Source organism: Paucibacter soli, from assembly GCF_037482845.1.
GTDB lineage: Bacteria > Pseudomonadota > Gammaproteobacteria > Burkholderiales > Burkholderiaceae_C > Paucibacter_B > Paucibacter_B soli.
Genome location: NZ_JBBHJW010000004.1, coordinates 12752 through 35078, shown reverse-complemented (window position 1 = coordinate 35078; position 22327 = coordinate 12752). Strand labels below are relative to the sequence as shown.

General features: G+C 68.1%; 17 protein-coding genes. All 17 read right to left on the bottom strand.

Features of this window, described 5'->3' with window-relative positions; all coding sequences use genetic code 11:
* Positions 1-25: 25 nt before the first annotated feature.
* Positions 26-1252 (bottom strand): ISL3 family transposase, encoded by a 1227-nt coding sequence (locus WG898_RS10010; RefSeq protein ID WP_339602641.1) that lies wholly within the window; start codon positions 1250-1252, stop codon positions 26-28.
* 100 nt (positions 1253-1352) lie between these two features.
* Positions 1353-3419 carry a sensor histidine kinase gene (locus tag WG898_RS10005; RefSeq protein ID WP_339602640.1) on the bottom strand — a complete coding sequence of 689 codons (2067 nt, stop codon included), beginning with the start codon at positions 3417-3419 and terminating at the stop codon, positions 1353-1355.
* A gap of 7 nt (positions 3420-3426) precedes the next feature.
* Complete coding sequence (gene ftsZ, locus WG898_RS10000; RefSeq protein ID WP_339602639.1) at positions 3427-4665, bottom strand: cell division protein FtsZ; 1239 nt, start codon at positions 4663-4665, stop codon at positions 3427-3429.
* A 138-nt stretch (positions 4666-4803) separates the two neighbouring features.
* Positions 4804-6033, bottom strand: a complete 1230-nt coding sequence (gene ftsA, locus WG898_RS09995) for a cell division protein FtsA (RefSeq protein ID WP_285233477.1) — start codon at positions 6031-6033, stop codon at positions 4804-4806.
* A gap of 9 nt (positions 6034-6042) precedes the next feature.
* On the bottom strand, positions 6043-6876 hold the full coding sequence (locus WG898_RS09990; RefSeq protein WP_339602638.1) for a cell division protein FtsQ/DivIB: 834 nt from the start codon (positions 6874-6876) through the stop codon (positions 6043-6045).
* Positions 6877-6889: 13 nt separating this feature from the next.
* Positions 6890-7888, bottom strand: coding sequence for a D-alanine--D-alanine ligase (locus WG898_RS09985; RefSeq protein WP_339602637.1), 999 nt, complete (start codon positions 7886-7888; stop codon positions 6890-6892).
* Positions 7885-9279, bottom strand: coding sequence for a UDP-N-acetylmuramate--L-alanine ligase (gene murC, locus WG898_RS09980; RefSeq protein ID WP_339602636.1), 1395 nt, complete (start codon positions 9277-9279; stop codon positions 7885-7887). Before murC ends, WG898_RS09985 begins: the two co-directional genes overlap by 4 nt.
* On the bottom strand, positions 9276-10370 hold the full coding sequence (gene murG / locus WG898_RS09975) for an undecaprenyldiphospho-muramoylpentapeptide beta-N-acetylglucosaminyltransferase (RefSeq protein ID WP_339602635.1): 1095 nt from the start codon (positions 10368-10370) through the stop codon (positions 9276-9278). Before murG ends, murC begins: the two co-directional genes overlap by 4 nt.
* Positions 10367-11629 carry a putative lipid II flippase FtsW gene (ftsW, locus tag WG898_RS09970; protein WP_339602634.1) on the bottom strand — a complete coding sequence of 421 codons (1263 nt, stop codon included), beginning with the start codon at positions 11627-11629 and terminating at the stop codon, positions 10367-10369. Before ftsW ends, murG begins: the two co-directional genes overlap by 4 nt.
* Positions 11629-13374 (bottom strand): UDP-N-acetylmuramoyl-L-alanine--D-glutamate ligase, encoded by a 1746-nt coding sequence (gene murD / locus WG898_RS09965; RefSeq protein WP_339602633.1) that lies wholly within the window; start codon positions 13372-13374, stop codon positions 11629-11631. The genes ftsW and murD overlap by 1 nt, the downstream gene beginning before the upstream one ends.
* A 1-nt stretch (position 13375) precedes the next feature.
* Positions 13376-14554: a phospho-N-acetylmuramoyl-pentapeptide-transferase gene (gene mraY / locus WG898_RS09960; protein ID WP_339602632.1), complete on the bottom strand. Its 1179-nt coding sequence runs from the start codon at positions 14552-14554 to the stop codon at positions 13376-13378.
* The gene (locus WG898_RS09955; protein WP_339602631.1) at positions 14544-15959 is read right to left on the bottom strand and encodes a UDP-N-acetylmuramoyl-tripeptide--D-alanyl-D-alanine ligase; all 1416 of its coding nucleotides are present in this window, start codon (positions 15957-15959) and stop codon (positions 14544-14546) included. Before WG898_RS09955 ends, mraY begins: the two co-directional genes overlap by 11 nt.
* The gene (locus WG898_RS09950) at positions 15956-17461 is read right to left on the bottom strand and encodes a UDP-N-acetylmuramoyl-L-alanyl-D-glutamate--2,6-diaminopimelate ligase (protein WP_339602630.1); all 1506 of its coding nucleotides are present in this window, start codon (positions 17459-17461) and stop codon (positions 15956-15958) included. The genes WG898_RS09955 and WG898_RS09950 overlap by 4 nt, the downstream gene beginning before the upstream one ends.
* Entirely contained in the window at positions 17455-19194 is a 1740-nt protein-coding gene (locus WG898_RS09945) for a peptidoglycan D,D-transpeptidase FtsI family protein (protein WP_339602629.1), read from the bottom strand. The genes WG898_RS09950 and WG898_RS09945 overlap by 7 nt, the downstream gene beginning before the upstream one ends.
* The gene (locus WG898_RS09940) at positions 19194-20981 is read right to left on the bottom strand and encodes a peptidoglycan D,D-transpeptidase FtsI family protein (protein ID WP_339602628.1); all 1788 of its coding nucleotides are present in this window, start codon (positions 20979-20981) and stop codon (positions 19194-19196) included. The genes WG898_RS09945 and WG898_RS09940 overlap by 1 nt, the downstream gene beginning before the upstream one ends.
* A complete protein-coding gene (ftsL, locus tag WG898_RS09935) occupies positions 20978-21316 on the bottom strand; it encodes a cell division protein FtsL (protein WP_339602627.1) in 339 nt (112 codons plus the stop codon). Before ftsL ends, WG898_RS09940 begins: the two co-directional genes overlap by 4 nt.
* A complete protein-coding gene (rsmH, locus tag WG898_RS09930; RefSeq protein ID WP_339602957.1) occupies positions 21313-22320 on the bottom strand; it encodes a 16S rRNA (cytosine(1402)-N(4))-methyltransferase RsmH in 1008 nt (335 codons plus the stop codon). Before rsmH ends, ftsL begins: the two co-directional genes overlap by 4 nt.
* Positions 22321-22327: the final 7 nt, after the last annotated feature.

Below are 22327 nucleotides of genomic sequence, written 5' to 3'. Positions count from 1 at the left end.
CTCCCCGATTCGGCTTTTTCATGGTTCATCGCCGATCTCCGGGGAACGCGGCCCGGATCTTGAGGAAGAAGTAGTCGTCGTCGCGGTAGCCGTAGGCCATGCGCTTGATGACCTTGATCTTGTTGTTGATGCCCTCGACGAGGTTGGTGCCCAGCGGCCAACGGCAATGCGACAGGATCCCGGGCAAGTAGCCGTTGAGGTTGCGAGCGAAGGTCTTGAGCGGGGCGATGCGGCTGTGCATGGCGCGGTGGTGCCACTGCTTCCAGAAGCGCTCGGCATAGCCCGTGTGGCGGTAGCTCCATAGCGCCTTGAGGTCATCCTTCATCACGTACACGATGAACAAGGCGCGGTTGTTGGCGAGCAGCTCGCGCAGCCGGATCTGGTCTTCGGGTCGGGTGACGTTCTCGGGGTTGCGTGCCAGCAGCCATCGCGCTGTCTTGACCAGCTTGCGTGCCGGTTTGTCATGGTGCAACCGGTTTGCTTCGTCAACGCGAACCCGGTCGATCACCTGGCGCCCGTACTTGGCGACGACGTGGAACAGGTCGTAGACGATCTTGGCGGCCGGGCATTGCGCGCGCACCTCCTGCGCATAGCCCTCGTTCATGTCCATGGCCACGGCCTGCAGGGCAGCTCGCCCAGTTGGCCCCAGCAGTTCAAAAAACGGGCGGACGTCTTTGCGCCCCCGGCCCAGGCCGAGCCACAGCACGCGCTTGCGGTAGGGCTCAACGATCACCGTCGCGTAGCGATGACCCTTGTGGATCGCAAACTCATCCATGGCGATCACCTGCACGCCTTCGAGATCGACGGGGCCGAGCTCACGCTCAAGGTGACGCTTATCGATGCGCTTGACCGTCGTCCAGGCCAGCCCGTAGAACTCGGCCGCGTGCCGGATCGACATCAGCTTGCACAGCCTCGCCACACTCGCAGCCAGCCGCACCGTCACGCGCGAGTACGGCTCCAGCCATGACAGGTGTTCCAGCTTGGGGCCGCAGTGAGGGCACAGCAGGCGAACGCGCGGCACGATCAGCTCGACCGGCGTCTCGAAGATAGGCAGGTCGCGCAGTCGTCGCGGCTGCAGGTCATGCACGGACTCGACCCACTCGCCACATCCACTGCAACAGCGCCTCGCCGGCGTGATGGGCTTGAGCTTGATGATGCACCAGGGCACACCACGGCGGCGGACCTCTTCGTCGCTCTCCACTTCATAGCCTTCCCAGGCTCCGAGGCGAGAAATACACTGGGCTGCGGCCATGGCTGCCCTCCTGCCATCTGCTGTCTCGACAACATCAAATTAGCAGTTGCGGCCCATGGCTGCGCCTTCATCTTCCCCGCACATCGGCGAAGAACCTTTTTCATGCGGGCGGCGGGTCATCGAGCGGCTCACGGGAATCGCGATTCACCGGCAGGCGCAGCGTCATCACCGTGCCATGGCCGGGGCTGCTTTCCACCCGCAGGCTGCCGCCCAGATGGCGGGCGCGCTTTTGCAGGCCGCGCAGTCCGCGGCCGCGTTGCACCGTCTCGGTGTCGAAACCCTCGCCATCGTCCTCCACGCGGATCTCGATCTTGCCGCCCAGATCGCGCGTGACGATGCGCACGCGCGTGGCGCGCGCATGCTTGAGCGCATTGTTAAGCGCCTCCTGCATCAGGCGCAGCACATGCAGGGCGTCGGGGGGTTCCAGCCAGTCGAGCTGGGGCAGGTCGTGCACATCCCATTCGAGCTTGAGGCCGCCGGCATGCAGGCGCTTGCCGAGGCGGTAGCGCATGGTGGCCAGCAGCGACACCAGGTCGTGGCCCACCGGCTCGAGCGAATCGATCACCAGGCGCAGATCGTCCACGCATTCGCGCAGCACCTCCACCACCTGGTCCTGCTCCATCGTGCCCTGGCCCACCGCCACCATGGCCGAGAGCAGCGAGGAGCCCAGGCCGTCGTGCATGTCCTGCATGAGGCGCTGGCGCTCTACCAGCAGGGCCTGCTGGCGCTCGGATTCGCGCAGCCGGTCGTGCTGGCTCTGCAGCGCCGTGCCCTGCGCCACCAGGCGTTGCGCGAGCTGCTCATTGGCGGACTCGGCCTGGCCCAGCGCGTCGACATAGCGGCACTGCACCGCATACAGAAAACCGGCCAGCACGATCAGCGTGGAGAAGGGCATCAGATAGATGTGCTCGGCGCCCCACCAGCCCGCCAGCATGCCCAGATCGTGCAGGCCCAGCAGCAGGCCGGCCACCAGGCTCAGCGAGATCCAGCGCAGCTCCGCGCTGCCCTCGCGCCAGGCCACGCGCACCACGAAGGCCGTGCCGAGCGTACCCACCACCGCGTTCGCGAGGTGCAGCACCACCACGCTGTCGTAGAGCCGCCCCATCACCGGCACCGAGAGCAGGCTGCTGGCCAGCACAAAGGCCCCCAGGCCCAGCTCGAAGCGCGCAAAGCGCCGGTGCGCAAAGCGCAGCGTGAACATGAAGATCAGCAGCATCACCCAGGCCATCGAGGCATGGGTGGCCCACCAGAACCAGTCCAGCGCCAGCTTGCTGCTGGGCATGTCCATCGAATAGTGCAGATTGCGGAACAGCCAGGCCAGGCAGGCCAGCGCGAACAGCAGATAGGCGGGCTCGTCGCGGCGCTTGAGCCAAAGGCTGAGGGCAAAGGCGCCCAGCACGATCAGCGTCATGCCGGTGGCCAGGGGCACGCCGATCTGCAGGCCCCAGCGCCAGTTGTAAGCAGGCTCCAGCTCATCGCGCGGGCCCAGCCTGGCGCTGGAGACGGCGAACAGGCTGCCGGTATGGACCGGCGCCGCCACCACCAGCTCGATCGCCCGGCCCTTGTGCAGATCGCTCAGCGCCGCGGGCAGCACCACCCACAGCGGCCGCACCCATTGCTCGCGCGCCCCGTTCTGGTTGTCGAACACCGGGCGCCAGCCCTCGTCGGTGCGCACCAGCACCGCCGCCGCCAGCGTGACCAGGCGCGGCATATAGAGCGCCAGGCTGGTGGGCCAGCGTTCCTGCTCGGGCTCGTAACGCAGCCGGTACCAGCGCATCTGGTAGGCGGGATGCTGTTCCTCGCCGCTGGCGCGCGGGGTTTCCTGCACATCGGGCAGGCGCACCGGCTGCCAGGCCTTGGGATCGCTGGGCGGCTGCAGATGCGCGGGCAGCCCGCCCTGGGCGCCGTCGATCGCGCGCAGGCCGGCCCACCAGGCCTTGAGGTCCTGGCGCGACCAGTCGGAGACGGCCAACTCGGCCTGGGCGGCATGCCCCCCCGATTGCGCACGCGCGGCTGCGCCCAGGCCCAGCAGGCAAAAAGCCAGCAGGCGAATGCAGGCGAGAGAAAAAAAACTCAGGTAGTCCCTCGCCCGGCCCTCAATCGGCCTGGCCGCGCGCGACGCGCCCAGGCCCTCCTGAGGCGTCGCGAGGTCCGCAGTGGACCTCACTCGGTCCTCAGTCGGCTTGTTTGCGCAGGAAGGCCGGGATCTCGATTTCGTCCATACCGTTGGACGACAGCGCCTCGACCTTGGCCGCGGCGGTGCGGCCATGGCGCCAGACGCTGGGCACGCTCATGCCGCCGAAGTCGTTGTTGCCATTGCCGCCCATGGCATTGCCCGCGGGCGCCGCCATGCTGTTGCCCATCATCACCGGCTGGGTCAGCACCGGCATATTGTCGGTGCCGGTGCGCAGCGTGGCCTGTTGCTGCACCACCTGCAGCGGAGCCTGCTGGCGCGCGCGCTGCGAGCTCAGGCCGGTGGCGATGACGGTGACGCGCAAGGCATCGCCCAGGCTCTCGTCGTAGGCGGTGCCGTAAATCACATGGGCGTCGTCGGCCGCATAGCGGCGTATCGTGTTCATCGCATTGCGCGACTCGCTCAGCTTGAAGTTGGCACGGCTGGCGGCGATCAGCACCAGCACGCCGCGCGCGCCCGAGAGGTCGATGCCTTCCAGCAGCGGGCAGGCAACCGCAGCGTCAGCCGCCTTGTTGGCGCGGTCCGGGCCGGTGGCCTGTGCCGTGCCCATCATGGCCTTGCCGGGCTCGCTCATCACCGTCTTGACGTCTTCGAAGTCGACGTTCACCAGGCCGGGGATGTGGATGATGTCGGAGATGCCGCCAACGGCGTTCTTCAGCACGTCGTTGGCATGCGCGAAGGCCTGGTCCTGGGTGACGTCTTCGCCCAGCACATCGAGCAGCTTGTCGTTCAGCACCACGATGAGCGAATCGACATTCGCTTCCAGCTCGGCCAGGCCGTGGTCGGCCGCCTTGGTGCGGCGCGTGCCTTCGAATTCGAAGGGCTTGGTCACCACACCGACGGTGAGGATGCCCATTTCCTTGGCCACGCGGGCGATCACCGGCGCGGCGCCGGTGCCGGTACCACCGCCCATGCCGGCGGTGATGAAGAGCATGTTGGCGCCCTGGATGGCCTCGCGGATGCGGGCCTCGGCCTCTTCGGCCGCGGACTTGCCCATCTCGGGCTTGGCGCCAGCGCCCAGGCCGGTGGAACCGAGCTGCAGGAGCTGGTCGGCCTTGGAACGATTGAGCGCCTGGGCATCGGTGTTGGCGCAGATGAATTCCACGCCCTGAACGCCTTGGCTGATCATGTGCTCGACGGCATTGCCGCCGCCGCCGCCAACACCAATCACCTTGATTTGCGTGCCCTGGTCAAACTCTTCAATCATTTCGATCGCCATAACATACCTCCATCAGCAATTGTGCATTTGACAGCAGTGAAAAACTACAGGGATGACCCTCTTTTACACTCTCTGCCCAAGAAACTTGGGCATTTGAATCCTTGGCGCCACGCTCTGCCGGGCGCGCCCGCCGAAACTCTAGAAATTCCCCAGAAACCAATCCCTGGCGCGCCCGAACAGGGTCTTCACCGAGCCCGCCTGCTGCGCCGCCTTCAAACCCCGGGTGCGCGACAGGCGCGCCTCTTCCAGCAGCCCCATCACGGTCGCCGAGCGTGGATTCGAAACCATGTCGAAGAGCGCGCCGTTATAGGTCGGGTTGCCGCGCCGCACGGGTTTGAGGAATATGTCCTCGGCCAGCTCCACCATACCCGGCATGACCGAGGCGCCGCCCGTCAGCACAATCCCCGAGGAGAGCAGCTCCTCATACCCGGATTCACGTATGACCTGGTGCACCAGCGAGAATATTTCCTCGACACGGGGTTCAATAACGCCGGCAAGTGCTTGTTTTGAAAGCATGCGCGGGGCGCGGTCGCCCAGGCCCGGCACCTCCACCTGATCGGCGGGGTCGGCCAGCAGCTGCTTGGCCACGCCATGCTCGACCTTGATTTCCTCGGCATCCTTGGTGGGCGTGCGCAGCGCCATCGCGATATCGCTGGTGATCAGGTCGCCGGCAATCGGGATCACCGCGGTATGGCGGATCGAGCCGCCGGTGAAGATCGCCACATCGGTGGTGCCGGCGCCGATATCGACCAGGGCCACGCCCAGGTCGCGCTCGTCCGAGGTCAGGCCGGCCAGGCTGGAGGCGCTCGGATTCAGCACCAGCTGGTCGACTTCCAGGCCGCAGCGGCGCACGCATTTGACGATGTTTTCGGCCGCGCTCTGGGCGCCGGTGACGATATGCACCTTCACCTCCAGGCGCCCGCCCGACATACCAATGGGTTCCTTCACCTCGTGGCCGTCGATGACGAATTCCTGCGGTTCCACCAGCAAGAGGCGCTGGTCGTTGGGAATATTGATGGCCTTGGCGGTTTCCACCACGCGCGCCACATCCACCGGCGTGACCTCCTTGTCGCGCACGATCACCATGCCGGTGGAGTTCTGGCCGCGAATATGGCTGCCGGTAATCCCCGTGAAAACCCTAGATATCTTGCAGTCGGCCATCATTTCGGCCTCTTTCAGGGCCTGCTGGATGGACTGCACGGTCGCGTCGATATTCACCACCACCCCGCGCTTCAAACCATGCGAGGGCGCCACGCCCAGGCCCGCGATGCGCAATTCGCCATTGCCCATGACCTCGGCCACCACCGCCATGATCTTGGCGGTGCCGATATCCAGTCCAACGACCAAATCCTTGTATTCCTTGGCCATGCTCGGTCCTTATTTTTTCTTTGCGCCACCCTTGGGTGGGGTGGGGGTGGTGGAAACTCCGCGCAGCCGCACCGCATAACCATCGCCATGGCGCAGGTCGGCCGAGAGCAAGGGGGTTTGGTAGCGCGAGGTGATTTGGGTGATGCTGGCGACGAACTGGGCGTAGCGCGCCAGCACCTCGGCATCGCTGCCGCGGCCCAACTCGATCACGGCGCCCTTGTCCAGATGCACGCGCCAGGAGCCACGGCCGGACAGATCGAGCCGCTCGACGCCCTCGTCCAGCCGCCGGCTGAGCTGCTGCAGCTGGCGCCACAGCGCCAACATATGGGCCGAGCTATTGGCCGGTCCGGAGAGCACCGGCAGCGCCTCGTCCTCGACATCGCCCAGATTGGCCTGGAACAGCTCGCCAAAGCTGTTCACCAGCAGGCGTTCGACGCTCGCCTCGCTGTCGGCATCGGCGCCCTCGGCCTTGGTTTCCCAATAGGCCGCGGGTTGGTGCTCCTCCAGCTGCACGCGCAGCCGGCTGGGCCAGACGCGCTGCACCACCGCGCGCCGCACCCAGGGCACGGCCTCGAAGGCATGGCGCGCGCCCTGCAGATTCATGCTGAGAAAACTGCCGCTCATGCGCGGCAGGGCGTTGGCGCGCAGCGAGGCCGCGCTGTTGCGCGCCACATCGCCCTCCACGGTGATGGCGCGGATCGCGAACACCGGCTGGCGCATCAACCATTGCAACGCCAGCGCCAGCAGGGCCGCGGCCAGGCCCAGCAGCAACAGCGCCGCCACGCCGTTCATCAGACGGACGTCTGGCGGCGTGGTGGTGGCGATGGGCGTTTGGGCGCGCATGGTGGGCGGAGGGTCAGGTCTTGCAGCCGTGAATGTCGGGCACCTTGCCGTCCAGGCGCGCCCGGCTGAGCAGCCACAGGCACAGCTGCTCGTAGCTGATACCGGCATGGGCGGCCGACTTGGGCACCAGGGAATGCGAGGTCATGCCCGGCGAGGTGTTCATCTCGAGCAGAAAGGGTTTGCCGTCGCGCTTGCGCAGCATCAGATCGGCACGGCCCCAGCCGCGGCAGCCCAGCGAGCGGTACGCGGCCACCGACAGCGCCTGGATCTCGCGCTCCAGCGCCGGGTCGAGATGGCCCATCAGGTAGCGGGTACCGTCGGTGAAGTACTTGTTCTGGTAGTCGTAGTTGCTGTCGGGCGCCTCGATCTGTATCACCGGCAGCGCAAAGGCCTGGGCGCCCTCGCCCAGCACCGGGCAGGTCAACTCGGGACCGTCGATGAACTCCTCGCACAGGATCTCGTCGTCGTACTGCGCGGCCAGCTGCACCGCGTCCTGCATCTGCGAATAACCTATCACCTTGGAGATGCCGATGGTCGAGCCCTCGTGCGGCGGCTTCACGAACACCGGCAGGCCCAGTTCATCGGGGATGGTGCGCACGCGCTCGCGCGTCAGCTCGTCGGCCTTCAGGCTGAGCCAGCGCGGCGTGGGCAGACCGTCGCCGCGCCAGAGCCGTTTGGTGGTGATCTTGTCCATCGCGATCGCCGACGCCATCACGCCCGAGCCGGTGTAGGGAATGCCCAGCAACTCCAGCGCGCCCTGCACCGTACCGTCCTCGCCGTGGCGGCCGTGCATCGCGACGAAGCAGCGATCGAAGCCCTCGGCCTTGAGTTCGTGCAGGCCGCGCTCCGCGGGGTCAAAGGCATGTGCATCCACGCCCTGGCTGCGCAGCGCCGCCAGCACGCCGGGGCCGGACATGGTCAGCGAGACCTCGCGCTCGGCCGACACGCCGCCCGCCAGCACGGCCACCTTGCCGAGCGCCTTCACATCGATATTGAAAAGATCCAAGCTCATGGCCGGACTTCCTTCGTCGTCAACAGTTCAACCGTTCGTGCCGGCACGGACCCGATAGAGCCCGCCCCCATCACGATCACCACATCGCCGTCGCGGGTGGCGTCGGCGATGGCCTGCGGCAAGGCCGCAACCTCAGGAACCAGCTGCGCCTGCTGCAGCGCGGCCTGCAGCGCCGCCCCCGTGGCGCCAGCGATCGGCGCCTCGCCGGCCGCATAGACCTCGGTCAGCAGCACCGCATCGAAACCGCTCATGACGCGCACGAAGTCGGCAAAGCAGTCGCGCGTGCGTGTGTAGCGGTGCGGTTGAAAGGCCAGCAGCAGACGCCGGCCCGGGAAGGCACCGCGCGCGGCCGACAAGACCGCGGCCATCTCGACCGGGTGGTGGCCGTAGTCGTCGATCAGGCTGAAACGGCCGCCATCGGCGGCGGGCAGCTCGCCATAGGGCTGAAAGCGCCGACCCACGCCGCCGAACTTGGTCAGCGCCGCCTGCATCGCCGCATCCGGCAGCTCCAGCTCGGTGGCCACCGCGATCGCGGCCAGGGCGTTCAGCACATTGTGCTGGCCGGCCAGATTCAGGGTAATGTCGAGCGCCGGCATCTCGGCACGCAACACCGTGAAGCGCATCTGCCCGCCGGCCAGGGCCTGCACATTCACCGCCCGCACCTGGTTGTGCTCGCCCAGGCCGTAGCTGACGATGGGCCGCGACACCATGGGCATGATGGAACGCACGCCCGCGTCGTCGCCGCACAGCACCGCCGCGCCGTAAAAAGGCATGCGGTGCAGGAAGTCGACAAAGGCCTGCTTGAGCCGGCCGAGGTCGTGGCCATAGGTGTCCATATGGTCGGCGTCGATATTGGTGACGACCGCCAGCACCGGCAGCAGGTTCAGGAAGGAGGCATCCGACTCGTCCGCCTCGACCACGATGAAGTCGCCCTGGCCCGCGCGCGCATTCGCACCCGCGCTCATCAGCTTGCCGCCGATCACAAAGCTGGGATCGACCCCGGCCTCCATCAGCACCGAGCTCACCAGCGAGGTGGTGGTGGTCTTGCCATGGGTGCCGGCGATCGCGATGCCTTGCTTGTGCCGCATCAGCTCGGCCAGCATCAGGGCGCGCTGCACCACCGGCACCTTGGCGGCGCGTGCGGCGATGACCTCGGGGTTGTCGGCCTTCACGGCGGTGGAGGTCACCACCGCCTGCGCGCCAGCGATGTGCTCGGCGGCGTGGCCGATCTGCACCCGCACCCCCAGGGCCTGCAGGCGCTGGGTGGCGGCGCTGGCGGCCTGGTCCGAGCCCGACACCATGTAGCCGGTGCTGTGCAGCACCTCGGCGATGGCGCTCATGCCGGCACCGCCGATGCCGACGAAATGAATGTGTTTGACGGCGTGCTTCATGAGGGCTTCACCAGGGATTCGAGTTCGTCGGCCACGCGCGATGCCGCACGCGGCCGGGCAAGCGCGCGGGCGCGTTGCGCCATCGCCAGCAGGCTCTCGCGGCTCAGGCCGTTCAGCAATTCATGCAGCCTGGCGGGTGTCAGGTCTTGCTGCGGCAGATGCATGGCCGCCTCGTGCTGGGCCATGAAGCGGGCGTTGTCGCGCTGGTGCGAGGTGGTGGCCACCACCAGCGGCACCAGCAGGGCCGGCACGCCGGCGGCGCACAGCTCGCTCACCGTGACCGCGCCGGCGCGGCCGATGATGAGGTCGCAGTCCGCCAGCCGCGTGGCCATGTCGTCGATGAAGGGCAGCAGTTCAGCCCTTTCATCCAAGCTTATGCCAGCCGCCTGGTAGGCCGCCTGCACGCTGGAAAAATTGGCGGCGCCGGTCTGGTGCGTGACGATGGGGCGCTGCTCGGCGGGCCATAGCGCCAGCGCCTTTGGCAGCACCTCGTTGATGGCGCGCGCACCCAGCGAGCCGCCCACCACCAGCACGCGCAAGGGGCCGCTGCGGCCGGCAAAGCGCTGGGCCGGATCGGCGATCGCCTCGATCTCGGCGCGCACCGGATTGCCGGTGACCACCGCCTTGGACGTGGAGGCCGCCGCGGCGCCGTCAAAGCCGAAGGCGATGCGGCTCGCAAAGGCCTTGAGTCCGCGGTTCGAGAGCAGCATGGCCGCATCGGCATTCACCAGCATCAAGGGCCTGCGCATCAGCCAGGCCATCAGGCCGCCGGGCAGGCAGACATAGCCGCCCATGCCCAGTACCGCGTCGGCGCTGCGCGTGCCGAACACGGTGCGCGCCTGCACGAAGGCGCGCAGGAACTTGAACAGGCCGGTGAAGGCATGCCTGAGCCCCTTGCCGCGCAGGCCGGCAAAGGCCAGGCGATCGAGCGGCAGGCCGGCGGCCGGCACCAGCTTGTTCTCCATGCCGGTCTCGGTGCCCATCCAGCTGACGCTCCAGCCGCGCCGTTTCATCTCCTCGGCCACCGCCAGGCCCGGGATGATGTGGCCGCCGGTGCCGGCCGCCATGATGACGAGGTGGCGCGTGCTCATGCTCGGCCTCCTCGCATGAGTTGGCGGTTTTCAATATCAATCCTCAAGACAATCGCCAGCGCCACACAGTTCATCAGAATCGCCGAGCCGCCGAAGCTGAGCAGCGGCAGGGTCAGGCCCTTGGTGGGCAAGGCGCCCAGGTTCACACCCATATTGATGAAGCCCTGGGCCGCCATCCAGATGCCTATGCCCTGGGCATAGAGGCCGGCGAACACGCGGTCCAGCGCGACGGCCTGGCGGCCGATGTGAAAGAGCCGGCGCGAGAGCCAGAAGAAGCCGATGATGACCAGGGCCACGCCCACGAAGCCCAGTTCCTCGCCGATCACCGCGAGCAGGAAATCGGTATGCGCCTCGGGCAGGTAGTGCAGCTTTTCCAGGCTGGAGCCCAGGCCCTGGCCGAAGAACTCGCCGCGGCCGAAGGCGATCAGCGAATGCGTCAGCTGGTAGGCCTTGCCCTGGGCGTACTTCTCGTCCCATGGGTTGAGGTAGGCAAAGATGCGCTCGCGGCGGAACTCGCTGAAGGTGATCATCAGCACAAAGGCCCCCACCAGCACCGCCACGATGAGGAAGAACATGCGGCCGTTCACGCCGCCCAGGAAGAGGATGCCCATCGCGATCGCCGCGATCACCATGAAGGCGCCCATGTCCGGCTCGGCCAGCAAGAGCACACCCACCACGCCCAACGCCACCACCATGGGCCAGACGGCCTGGAAGAAGTTCTCCTTCACATCCATCTTGCGCACCATATAGCTGGCCGCGTACATCGCGATCGCCAGCTTGGTGAGCTCGGAGGGCTGGAAATTCATCACGCCCAGCGGAATCCAGCGCCGCGCGCCATAGACCACCTTGCCCAGGCCGGGAATCAGCACCGCGATCAGCATCACCAGCGAGATCACGAAGATCCAGGGCGCCCAGCGCTCCCAGCTCGCCACCGGCACCTGCACCGTGATCAGCGCGGCCACCAGGCCGAAGCCGATCGCCACCATATGGCGGGTGAGGAAATGCGTCGGCAGGTATTTGGCGAAGCGCGGGTTGTCCGGCATCGCGATCGAGGCCGAATAGACCATCAGCAGGCCCAGGGCCATCAGCGCCAGCACCACCCACACCAGGGTCAGGTCAAAGCCCTGGATGCGCGTGGGCTGGCCGGCCGAGGTGGAGACCCAGTCGCGCACCGGCACATCGGCGGCGCTGGGCTCGCCCTTGGCGAACAGGCCGCGCAGGCGCTCCGTCAGGTTCTTCAGGCCCAGGGTCTCGCTCATCAACTGAGCCCCCCATCGTTGGCCAGCTCATGCACCTGGGCCACGAACACCTCGGCACGGTGGCCGTAGTTGCGGAACATGTCCAGGCTGGCGCAGGCCGGGCTGAGCAGCACGCTGTCGCCGCTGTGCGCCTGCTGCAGGCACCAACTGGTGGCGGCCTCCAGCGTGTCGTGACGCTGCATGGGCAGCTCGCAGCCCTGCAAGGCGGCCTCGATCTGAAGCGCGTCGCGGCCTATCAGGGCCAGCGCGCGTGCATGGCGCGCCACGCCCTCGCGCAGCGGCGCAAAGTCCTGGCCCTTGCCGTCGCCGCCCAAGATCAGCACCAGCTTGGCGGGCGCGCGGTCGGCGCCCAGGCCGTTGATTGCGGCCACGGTGGCGCCGACATTGGTGCCCTTTGAATCGTCATAAAAGTCCACGCCGCGGATGCTGGCCACGTACTCGACGCGGTGCGGCTCGCCGCGGTAATCGCGCAAGCCGTGCAGCATGGGCGCCAGCTCACAGCCGGCCGCGCTGGCCAGGGCCAGGGCCGCCAGCGCGTTGGCGGCGTTGTGCCGCCCGCGCACGCGCAGCGCGTCGGCGGGCATGAGGCGCTGCAGGATGATTTCCTCTTCGTCCTCATCCTTGCGTCGTTTCAGCGTCTCGTCGACCTCGCGGGCGCGCACCAGCCAGGCCATGCCGCCTTCGCTGACGAGCCCGTAGTCGCCCGGATGATCGGGGGCATTCAGGCCAAAGCGAACCACGGCGCGCGAAGCCAGCTTGGCGGCGCGGCCGCGCCCCTGCTTGACCAGCACCGGCGCCGGCACCATGGCCTCCACCAGGGCGTCGTCGCGGTTGATCACCATCAGTGTGTGTTCGCCGGCAAAGACGCGCGCCTTGGCGCGCACATAGGCGGCCATGTCGCCATGCCAGTCGAGATGGTCCTGGGTGATGTTGAGCACCGCCGCGGCCGTGGGCTCGAAGCCATGCACGGTGTCGAGCTGGAAGCTGGAGAGCTCCAGCACCCAGACCTCGGGCAGGTGTTCGAACACCGGCCCCTTGGGCGGCGGCGGCTTGATCGGCAGCGGCTGCTCGTCCAGCAGCGCGTCCAGCTCGTCGAGCGTGGACATTTCCGGCTCGGGCTCGGCCGGCACATCGACCGGGGTCGGGTCTTGCTCGGCCGGGACCGACGCCCCTTCCTCGCCCGACTCCTCGACCGACGCCTCGGCCGGCGCCTCGGTCGACACCTTGGCCGGCTCCAGGTCCAGCGCCGCGGCCAGCGTGCTCAGCATGCTGGGGCCGATATTGCCGGCCACCGCCACGCGCTTGCCGGCGCGCTCGACCAGCAAGGCGGTCATGCAGGTGGTGGTGGTCTTGCCATTGGTGCCGGTGATGGCCAGCACCGCCGGCGCGTAGCCGCGCTCGGCCTTGAGATCGGCCAGGGCGCGGGCAAACAGATCCAGCTCGCCCTGCACCGGAATGCCGCTGGCGCGCGCCAGGCTCAGGAGCGGCTGCAGGCGCGCGTCCAGCGGCGACAGGCCCGGGCTCTTCAGCACCAGCTGCACGCCCGTGAGCGCCGATTCCGGAAGCTCGCCATGGAAGAACTCGACAGCCGGCAGCTGCTCGCGCAGCGTCGCCAGCTGCGGCGGCTCTGCGCGCGAGTCCCACACCGTGGCCGTGGCGCCGTAGCGCAGGGCCCAGGCGGCCATGGCCAGGCCGGAGTCGCCCAGCCCCAGCACCAAGACCGACAGTCCAGCAAGATGGTTCATATCAGCGCAGCTTCAGGCTGGCCAGGCCGATCAGGCACAGCAGCATCGTGATGATCCAGAAGCGCACCACCACCTGGGTCTCCTTCCAGCCCGATTTCTCGAAATGGTGGTGCAGCGGCGCCATCTTGAAGATGCGCCGGCCGGTGCCGGTCTTCTTCTTGGTGTACTTGAACCAGCTCACCTGCAGCATCACCGACAGCACCTCGGCCACGAACACCCCGCCCATGATGCCCAGCACGATTTCCTGGCGCGTGATCACCGCCAGCGTTCCGAGCGCGCCGCCCAGCGAGAGCGCGCCCACATCGCCCATGAAGACCTGGGCCGGATGGGTGTTGAACCACAGAAAGGCAAGACCTGCCCCCGCCATCGCCGCGCAGAAGATCATCAGCTCGCCGGCACCGGGGATGTAGGGAAAGATCAGGTACTTGCTGTAGACCGAGGAGCCGGTGACATAGGCGAACACGCCCAGCGCCGAGCCCACCATCACCACCGGCATGATGGCCAGGCCGTCCAGGCCGTCGGTGAAATTCACCGCATTGCTGGTGCCGACGATGACGAAGAAGGACAGCGCGATGAAGCCGAACACGCCCAGCGGATAGCTGACCGTCTTGAAGAAGGGCAGCATCAGGTCGGCCTTGGGCGGCAGCTCGGTGGAGAAGCCGCTCGTGACCCAGCGGAAGAACAGCTCCACCACGCCCAGGAAGGAGGTCTCCGAGACGCTGAAGGCCAGGTAGAGCGCGGCCACCAGGCCGATCAGCGATTGCCAGAAGAACTTCTCGCGGCTGCTCATGCCCTCGGGGTTCTTGTCGACCACCTTGCGCCAGTCGTCCACCCAGCCGATCGCGCCAAAGCCCATGGTCACCAGCATCACCACCCAGACGAAGCGGTTGCTCCAGTCGAACCAGAGCAGGGTCGACACGCCGATGCCGATCAGGATCAGCACCCCACCCATGGTGGGCGTGCCGCTCTTGGCCAGATGCTGCTGCACGCCATATTCGCGGATCGGCTGACCTATCTTCATCTCGGTGAGGCGCCGTATCACCCAGGGCCCGAAGGCCAGGCCGATCACGAGCGAGGTCAGCGCCGCCATCACCGCGCGGAAGGTGATGTACTGGAACACGCGCAGAAAGCCGAGGTCCGGATACAGGCCCTGCAACCATTGGGCCAAACTAAGCAGCATGGGCGCCCCCATCCTTTTGCAGCGCGGCGACCACGCGTTCCATCTTCATGAATCTCGATCCCTTGACGAGCAGGTTCTGAACCTGGGGGGCGCCGTCCAGCGCTGCCAACAGCTCGTCCACTGACTTGAAATGTCTGGCGGCAACGCCATAGGCGCGCGCGGTGTCGGCCGCGGCATCACCCACGGTCCAGAGCGCGGCGATGCCGCGTTCGGCCGCATAGGCGCCCACCTCGGCATGGAAGGCCGGGCCTTCGCTGCCCACCTCGCCCATATCGCCCAGCACCAACCAGGAGGCGCCCGGCAGGTCGGCCAGCACGTCGATGGCGGCGCGCACGCTGTCGGGATTGGCGTTGTAGCTGTCGTCGATCAGCGTGAGACGCCGTCCCTGACGTTCCAGCTGCTGCAGCTGCGAGCGGCCCTTGACCGGGCGGAAGTCCTCCAGCCCGCGCACCACCGCGGCCAGCGGCGCACCCGCGGCCAGCGCGCAGGCCGCTGCGGCCAGCGCGTTGCGCACGTTATGCAGGCCGGCCACGGAGAGTGCCACCGGCGCATCGCCCGCGGGGGTGTGCAGTTCCAGCGCCCAATGTCCCGCATCGACCCAGCTGGCGCGCCCCATCACATCGGCCTGGCCCTGCAGGGCGAAGCTGAGGTGGCCACGCTGGCCTGCCATCTGGTGCCAGATCGGTGCGCAGCCGTCCTCGGCCGGGAACACCGCCACACCCGCCGGGCCCAGCGCCGCGATGACGGCGCCGTTCTCGCGCGCTGCGGCTTCCACCGTCTGAAGGAATTCCTGGTGCTCGCGCTGCGCGTTGTTGACCAGGGCCACGGTGGGCTGAGTCATCGCGGCCAGCGGCGCGATCTCGCCGGGGTGGTTCATGCCCAGCTCGATCACCGCGGCGCGATGCCATTGGGCCAGGTCTTGCCGCAGGCGCATGAGCGTCAGCGGCACGCCGATCTCGTTGTTGTAATTGCCCTCGGTGGCCAGCGCCGCCGTGCCCAGCCAAGCACGCAGGATGCTCGCAATCATCTGGGTCACGGTGGTCTTGCCGTTGCTGCCGGTAACGGCGATCACCGGCAGATGACAGGCTGCGCGCCAGGCCGTCGCCATGGCGCCCAGGGCCTTGAGGCTGTCGGGCACCAGGATGCCGGGCAGGCCGGCCGCCTCCAGATCACGCTCGGCCAGGGCCGCGACGGCGCCCGCCGTCTTGGCTTGCGCCAGGAACTCATGCGCATCGAAGCGCTCGCCGCGCAGCGCCACGAACAGGTCGCCCGGCTGCAGGCTGCGCGTGTCGCTGTGCACGCGCAGGATGGCCAGCTCCGGGTCGCCCAGCAGGCGCGCCTCGGGCACGGCCGGCAGCAGCAGCTCATGCAGCTGGCCGAGGGTGAAATCGTTGTGCGGATTCACAGTCCGGCCCTCCGGATCAGGGCCGCGCGGGCCTCTTCCACATCCGAGAAATGGTGGCGCTGGCCCATGATTTCCTGATAGTCCTCATGGCCCTTGCCGGCCACCAGCACGACGTCGCGGCTGCCGGCCTCCAGTACTGCGCGCGCGATGGCTTCGCGGCGGTCGGCCAGCACCAGGCGCGGCGCATCCGCAGCCAGGCCCGCCACAATATCGGCCAGCACCTGCTCGGGGGGCTCGCCGCGCGGGTTGTCGCTGGTGATGACGACGCGCTGCGCCAGGCGCGCGGCAATCTCGCCCATCAGCGGGCGCTTCGTGCGGTCGCGGTCGCCGCCGCAGCCGAACACGCAGTGCAGCAGGCCGCCGCGCGCCGCTGCCAGCGGGGCCAGCGCCTCCAGCGCCTTCTGCAAGGCGTCGGGCGTGTGGGCGTAGTCCACCACCAGCTCGGGCAGCTCGCGGCCATTGCCGACGCGCTGCATGCGCCCGGGCACGGGTGTGACCTGGGCCGCCACGCGGGCCACCTCGGCCAGCTCGTGGCCCAGTGCGCGCAGACCGGCGATCACCGACAGCAGGTTGGAGATGTTGTACTCGCCGATCAGGCCGGTCTCGACCAGCAGTTCTGCGGCGCCCTGCTCCTTGAGCGTGAAGGCCAGGCCGCCGGCGCGGTAATGCAGGGCATGGGCCGAGAGGCGCGCATCGCTGCGGTTCAGGCCATAGCTCCAGACGTCCAGCTTGCCGGTCAGCTCCTTGGCCAGTTCGGCGCCCTTGGCATCGTCGAGGTTCAGCACCGCGGCCTGCAGGCCCGGCCAGTCGAACAGCTCGCGCTTGGCGGCCCAGTAGGCGTCCATGCTGCCGTGGTAGTCCAAATGGTCCTGGGTGAAGTTGGTGAACAGGGCCACCCGGATCTGGGTGCCGGCCAGGCGCTGCTCCTTGATGCCGATGGACGAGGCCTCGATCGCGCAGGCGGCATAACCCTGCTCAAGCATGCGCTTGAAGGCCGCCTGCAGCAGCACGGGGTCAGGTGTTGTCAGGCCGGTGTAGCTGATGTCGGCGGGCTTGCCGCTGCCAGGGATGGGCGGCTCGCCGACGCCCAGCGTGCCGACCACGCCGCAGCGCTGGCCCAGCAGGCTCAGGGCCTGGGCGGTCCACCAGGCGGTGGAGGTCTTGCCATTGGTGCCGGTGCTGGCGATCACCGCCAGCTGCTTGCTGGGCTCACCATAGTAGGCGGCGGCGATCAGGCCGGTCTTGGCCTTCAGTCCGACCAGCGAGGCCACGCGCGCGTCTGTGAAGCCGTAGGCATCGACGCCCTCCTCCTCCACCAGGCAGGTGGCGGCGCCGGCATCGAGCGCCGCGCCCACATAGCCACGCCCATCCTTGGCATAGCCGGGCCAGGCGATGAAGGCATCGCCCGCCGCCACCGCGCGGCTGTCGGTGCGCAGCGTACCGGTGGTCCATTCCTGCAGCCAACGGGCTGCGGCTTCGGGTGACTTGAGTCGGGTCAGCATGATGTCTTGATGTCCTTGTTGCCGGGGCCGCAGGCCAGCAGTTCGGGCCTGGCGGGCGGCACATGCAGCAGGCGCAGGCTCTGCGCCGCCAGCTCGCTGAACACCGGCGCGGCCACATGGCCGCCGGCATGGCCGGCGATGCTGGGTTCGTCCACCATCACCGCGACGACGATGCGCGGATCCTGAATCGGGGCCAGGCCCACGAACCAGGCGCGGTACTTGCTCTTGTCGTAGCCGCGGCCGACCTGCTTGTAGGCGGTGCCGGACTTGCCGCCCACCGCATAGCCGGCCACCCGGGCCAGCGGCGCGGTGCCGCCGGGCTCGGTGACGCTTTGCAGCATGCGACGCAGGGTCTCGGCGGTCTGCGGCGAAAACACGCGCCGGCCCTGCACCTGGGCGCCGGCGGGCAGTTTCTGGATGCTCAGCGGCAGCAGCTCGCCGTCGTGCGCGAACACGGTATAGGCGTGGGCCAGCTGCAAGAGCGAGGCCGAGAGGCCGTAGCCATAGCTCATGGTGGCCTGCTCGACCGGCCGCCATTTCTGGTAGGGCCGCAGGCTGCCGGTTACCGCGCCGGGAAACTCGATCTGCGGGCGCTGGCCCAGGCCGATGGCGCTGTACAGCTCGTGCATTTCGCGCGGTGGCATCTGCAGCGCCATCTTGAGCGTGCCGATATTGCTGGAATGCTGGATCACCTCGGCCACCGTCATCACATCGGCCGGGTGCGCATCGGCGATACGGTGGCCAGCCATGGTGATGAAACCAGGGGCGGTGACGATGCGGGTGTCGGGCCTGACGCGACCCGACTCGATGGCCTGGGCGGCGATGAAGGGCTTCATGGTCGAGCCGGGCTCGAACACATCGGTGAGCGCGCGGTTGCGCAGCTGCTCGCCGCCCAGCTGCTTGCGCTGGTCCGGCTTGAAGCTGGGATAGTTGGCCAATGCCAGCACCTCGCCGCTGCGCGCATCCAGTACCACCGCGCTGCCCGACTTGGCGCCATGCCTGCCGACCGCGTCGCGCAGGCGCTGGTAGGCGTGGTACTGGATCTTGGCGTCGATGGCCAGGGCGATGTCCTGGCCGTTGACCGCGTCCACATGGGCGCCCTGGTCCTCCACCACGCGGCCCAGGCGGTCGCGCAGCACGGCGCGCAGGCCGTCCTTGCCCTGCAGCGCAGACTCGAAGGCCAGCTCCAGGCCCTCCTGGCCGCGCGCGTCGGCATTCGTGAAACCCACCACATGGGCGGCGGCCTCGCCCTCGGGATAGCGGCGCTGGTATTCGCGCTCCTGGAACACGCCCTTGAGCTTGAGGGCGCGCACTTGCTCGGCCATGCCGTCGTCCACCATGCGGCGCAGCCACACGAAACGGTGCGCCGGGTCCAGCTTGGCGTGCAGCTCGGCCTCGCTCAGGCCCAGCGCGCGGGCCAGCGCGGCGCGCTGGGCGGCGTCGCCGTCCACCTCCGATGGCACGGCCCAGAACGAGGGCATGGCCACGCTGCTGGCCAGCACCTGGCCGCTGCGGTCGATCAGGCGGCCGCGGCTGGCGGGCAGCTCCTGCTTGTGCAGATAGCGCGCCTGCCCCTGCTGCTGGAAGAAGGCCTGGTCCACCGCCTGCACATAGGCGGCGCGCGCCAGCAGGCCAGTGAAGCCCAGGCCCACCAGCACCAGCAGAAAGCGCGAACGCCACAGCGGCGTGCGTGTGGCGAGCAGGGGGCTGTGGATGCGTGGATGACTGGCCATCAGAAGCTCTCCTCCACCGCCTGCAGCTTGCCGCTGGCGACGATCTGCGGCTTCACCTCCAGATCGGGCGGCACGCCCAAGAGGCGCAGGCTTTGCGCCACCACCTGGCTGAACACCGGGCCGGCCACCGCACCGCCGTAGTAGACGCCGTTGCTGGGCTCGTCCACCATCACCGCCACCACGATGCGCGGCTTGCTGATCGGTGCGATGCCGACGAACCAGGAGCGGTACTTGTGGCCGGCGTAGCTCTTGCCTTCCTGCTTGTGCGCGGTGCCGGACTTGCCGCCCACGCTGTAGCCGCTCACCATGGCCTGCGGCGCGGTGCCGCCGGGGCCGGCGGCCATCTGCAGCATCTCGCGCACCTGGGCCGCGGTCTTCTCGCTGAACACGCGGATGCCATGCACAGGCTCCTTGGCGGTCTGGTGCATCATCGAAATCGGGATCACCTCGCCGTCGCGCGCGAACACGGTGTAGGCGCGCGCCAGCTGCAGCAGCGAGGCCGAGAGCCCGTAGCCATAGCTCATGGTGGCCTGTTCGATCGGACGCCAGCTCTTGTAGGGCCGCAGCTTGCCGGTCACCGTGCCGGGGAAGTTGATCTGCGGACGCTGGCCCAGGCCGATGGCGGTGAACATCTCGTGCATCTCGCGCGCCTGCATCTGCAGGGCCAGCTTGGTGATGCCGACGTTGGAGGACTTCTGGATCACCTCGGCGGCGCTCAGCACACCATGCGGGTGGGCGTCGGTGATCACCGAGCCGGTCACGGTGATGCGGCCGGGCGCGGTGTCGATCGGGGTCTGGGGCGTGACGCGGCCGGTCTCCAGCGCCAGCGCCATCACCAGCGGCTTCATGGTCGAGCCGGGTTCGAACACATCGGTGAGCGCGCGGTTGCGCAGCTGTTCGCCGCTGAGGTTCTTGCGCTCGCCGGGGTTGTAGCTGGGGTAGTTGGCCAGCGCCAGCACCTCGCCGGTCTGCACATCCAGCACCACCACCGAGCCGGCCCTGGCCTTGTGCTCGGCCACCGCATCGCGCACGCGCTGGTAGGCAAAGAACTGCACCTTGGCGTCGATCGAGAGGTCGATGTCGCGGCCGTTGGCGGGCGGCACGCGCTCGCCCATGTCCTCGACCACGCGGCCCAGGCGGTCGCGCACCACGGCGCGCGAACCATCGCGGCCCTGCAGATCCTTCTGGAAGGCCAGCTCGATGCCCTCCTGGCCCTTTTCTTCCAGATTGGTGAAGCCCACCACATGGGCGGCAGCCTCACCCTCGGGATACTGGCGCTTGTACTCGCGATCCTGGAACACGCCCTTGAGGTTCAGCGCCTTGATCTTGGCGGCGGTGTCGTCATCGGCCTGGCGGCGCAGGAACACGAAGCGCGTGGCCGGGTCCAGCTGCTTGTCGAGCTGCTGCTGGCTGATGCCGAGGATCTTGGCCAGCGCGGCACGCTTGACCGGATCGGCGTCGACCTCCTTGGGGAAGGCCCAGATCGAGGGCACGGCCACGCTGCTGGCCAGCACCTGGCCGCTGCGGTCGTTGATGCGGCCGCGGCTGGCCGGCAGCTCCACGGTATGGGCGTAGCGCGCCTCGCCCTGGCGCTGGAAGAACTCCTCGCCGATCACCTGGATATAGGCGGCGCGCGCCAGCAAGCCGGCGAATGCCAGGCCCACCAGGGCGACCAGAAAGCGCGAGCGCCAGGGCGGGGTCTTGGAGGCCAGCAGCGGGCTGGTGGAATAGCTGACGCTGCGCGTGTTGAGCGCACGCGCGCCGCCAGCCTGACGCCTGAGCTTCATGGCCGCGCTCCGCTGGCGGGCGGCGTGGCGCGCTGGTCCGCGGCGTCCAGGGGCTGGGTCACCGCTTGGGTCAACGGCTGAGCCACCGGTTGCGTAATGGCCGGCGTGATCGCGCGCATGCGCAGGCGCTCGCGCGCCACCTGCTCGACGCGCAGATTGGTGGCCTGGGCATGGCGCTCGGCCTGCAGGCGCTGGTAATCGGCATCGAGCCGGCGCGCCTCGGTCTGGGCGCGGTCCAGCTCGGTGAACAGGCGGCGCGCCTCATAGGCATTGCGCACCATGTAGAGGCCTGACAGCAGCACCGCGATCAGCAGCAGAAAGTTGATGCGGCTCACCGCTTCGCTCCCTTGCGCCTGGCGGCCTTCGCGTGCTGCGCCGGCACGGCCTCGAGCGGCGCATCGGTGCGTTCGGCCACGCGCAGGATGGCCGAGCGCGCACGCGGGTTGGCGCGTACCTCGGTCTCGCTGGGCTTGATGCGGCCCAGCGCCGTCAGCGCCAGCGCCTTGGGTGCGGCGAACATGGCGCGCCGATCCACCACCTCCTTGCTGTGCGAGGCGATGAAGGTCTTGACGATGCGGTCTTCCAGCGAATGAAAACTGATCACGCTGAGACGCCCGCCGGGCAGCAGCATCTGCAGGGCCGCGTTCAGCCCCTGCTCGAGCTCTTCAAGCTCGGCGTTGACGTAAATCCGTAACGCTTGAAATGTGCGCGTTGCAGGGTCCTGGCCCGGTTCGCGGGTTTTGACTGCACCAGCCACGACTTGGGAAAGCTCGGCAGTGCTTCGAACAGCACTCCCGCTCTCCCGGCGAGCAACAAGCGCCTTTGCAATCTGTGCAGCAAACCGTTCTTCCCCATAGTCGCGTATGACCTCGGCAATTTGGCGCTCGTCGGCACGCGCCAGAAAATCGGCGGCACTCTCGCCGCGCGTGGTGTCCATGCGCATGTCCAGCGGCCCCTCGAAGCGGAAGCTGAACCCGCGCGCGGGGTTGTCAATCTGCGGGCTCGACACGCCCAAGTCCAGCAGCACGCCGTGCACGCGCTGGATGCCCAGGGCCTCGAGCTGGGCGCGCATATCGGCAAAAGGGGCGTGGCAGATGGAAAAACGCGGGTCCGTGACCCGCGTCTCGCCGATGGTGGCCGCCGCGATGGCCTCGGGGTCGCGGTCGATCGCGATCAACCTCCCCTGCGGCCCGAGCTTCTCCAGCAGCAGACGCGAATGGCCGCCACGGCCGAAGGTGCCGTCCACATAGATGCCGTTGGGATCGTTCAGCACCCCATCGACGGTCTCGTGCAGCAGCACCGTGGTGTGCGAGAAGCCGGGCGTCGCGGGCGTGGTCATCTCGCTC

Bases quoted from the DNA above. Each gene is read 5' to 3' on its own strand.
- WG898_RS10010 (WP_339602641.1), bottom strand. From the start codon at position 1,252: ATGGCCGCAGCCCAGTGTATTTCTCGCCTCGGAGCCTGGGAAGGCTAT.
- ftsZ (WP_339602639.1), bottom strand. From the start codon at position 4,665: ATGGCGATCGAAATGATTGAAGAGTTTGACCAGGGCACGCAAATCAAG.
- ftsA (WP_285233477.1), bottom strand. From the start codon at position 6,033: ATGGCCAAGGAATACAAGGATTTGGTCGTTGGACTGGATATCGGCACC.
- WG898_RS09990 (WP_339602638.1), bottom strand. From the start codon at position 6,876: ATGCGCGCCCAAACGCCCATCGCCACCACCACGCCGCCAGACGTCCGT.
- WG898_RS09985 (WP_339602637.1), bottom strand. From the start codon at position 7,888: ATGAGCTTGGATCTTTTCAATATCGATGTGAAGGCGCTCGGCAAGGTG.
- murC (WP_339602636.1), bottom strand. From the start codon at position 9,279: ATGAAGCACGCCGTCAAACACATTCATTTCGTCGGCATCGGCGGTGCC.
- murG (WP_339602635.1), bottom strand. From the start codon at position 10,370: ATGAGCACGCGCCACCTCGTCATCATGGCGGCCGGCACCGGCGGCCAC.
- ftsW (WP_339602634.1), bottom strand. From the start codon at position 11,629: ATGAGCGAGACCCTGGGCCTGAAGAACCTGACGGAGCGCCTGCGCGGC.
- murD (WP_339602633.1), bottom strand. From the start codon at position 13,374: ATGAACCATCTTGCTGGACTGTCGGTCTTGGTGCTGGGGCTGGGCGAC.
- mraY (WP_339602632.1), bottom strand. From the start codon at position 14,554: ATGCTGCTTAGTTTGGCCCAATGGTTGCAGGGCCTGTATCCGGACCTC.
- WG898_RS09950 (WP_339602630.1), bottom strand. From the start codon at position 17,461: ATGCTGACCCGACTCAAGTCACCCGAAGCCGCAGCCCGTTGGCTGCAG.
- WG898_RS09945 (WP_339602629.1), bottom strand. From the start codon at position 19,194: ATGGCCAGTCATCCACGCATCCACAGCCCCCTGCTCGCCACACGCACG.
- WG898_RS09940 (WP_339602628.1), bottom strand. From the start codon at position 20,981: ATGAAGCTCAGGCGTCAGGCTGGCGGCGCGCGTGCGCTCAACACGCGC.
- rsmH (WP_339602957.1), bottom strand. From the start codon at position 22,320: ATGACCACGCCCGCGACGCCCGGCTTCTCGCACACCACGGTGCTGCTG.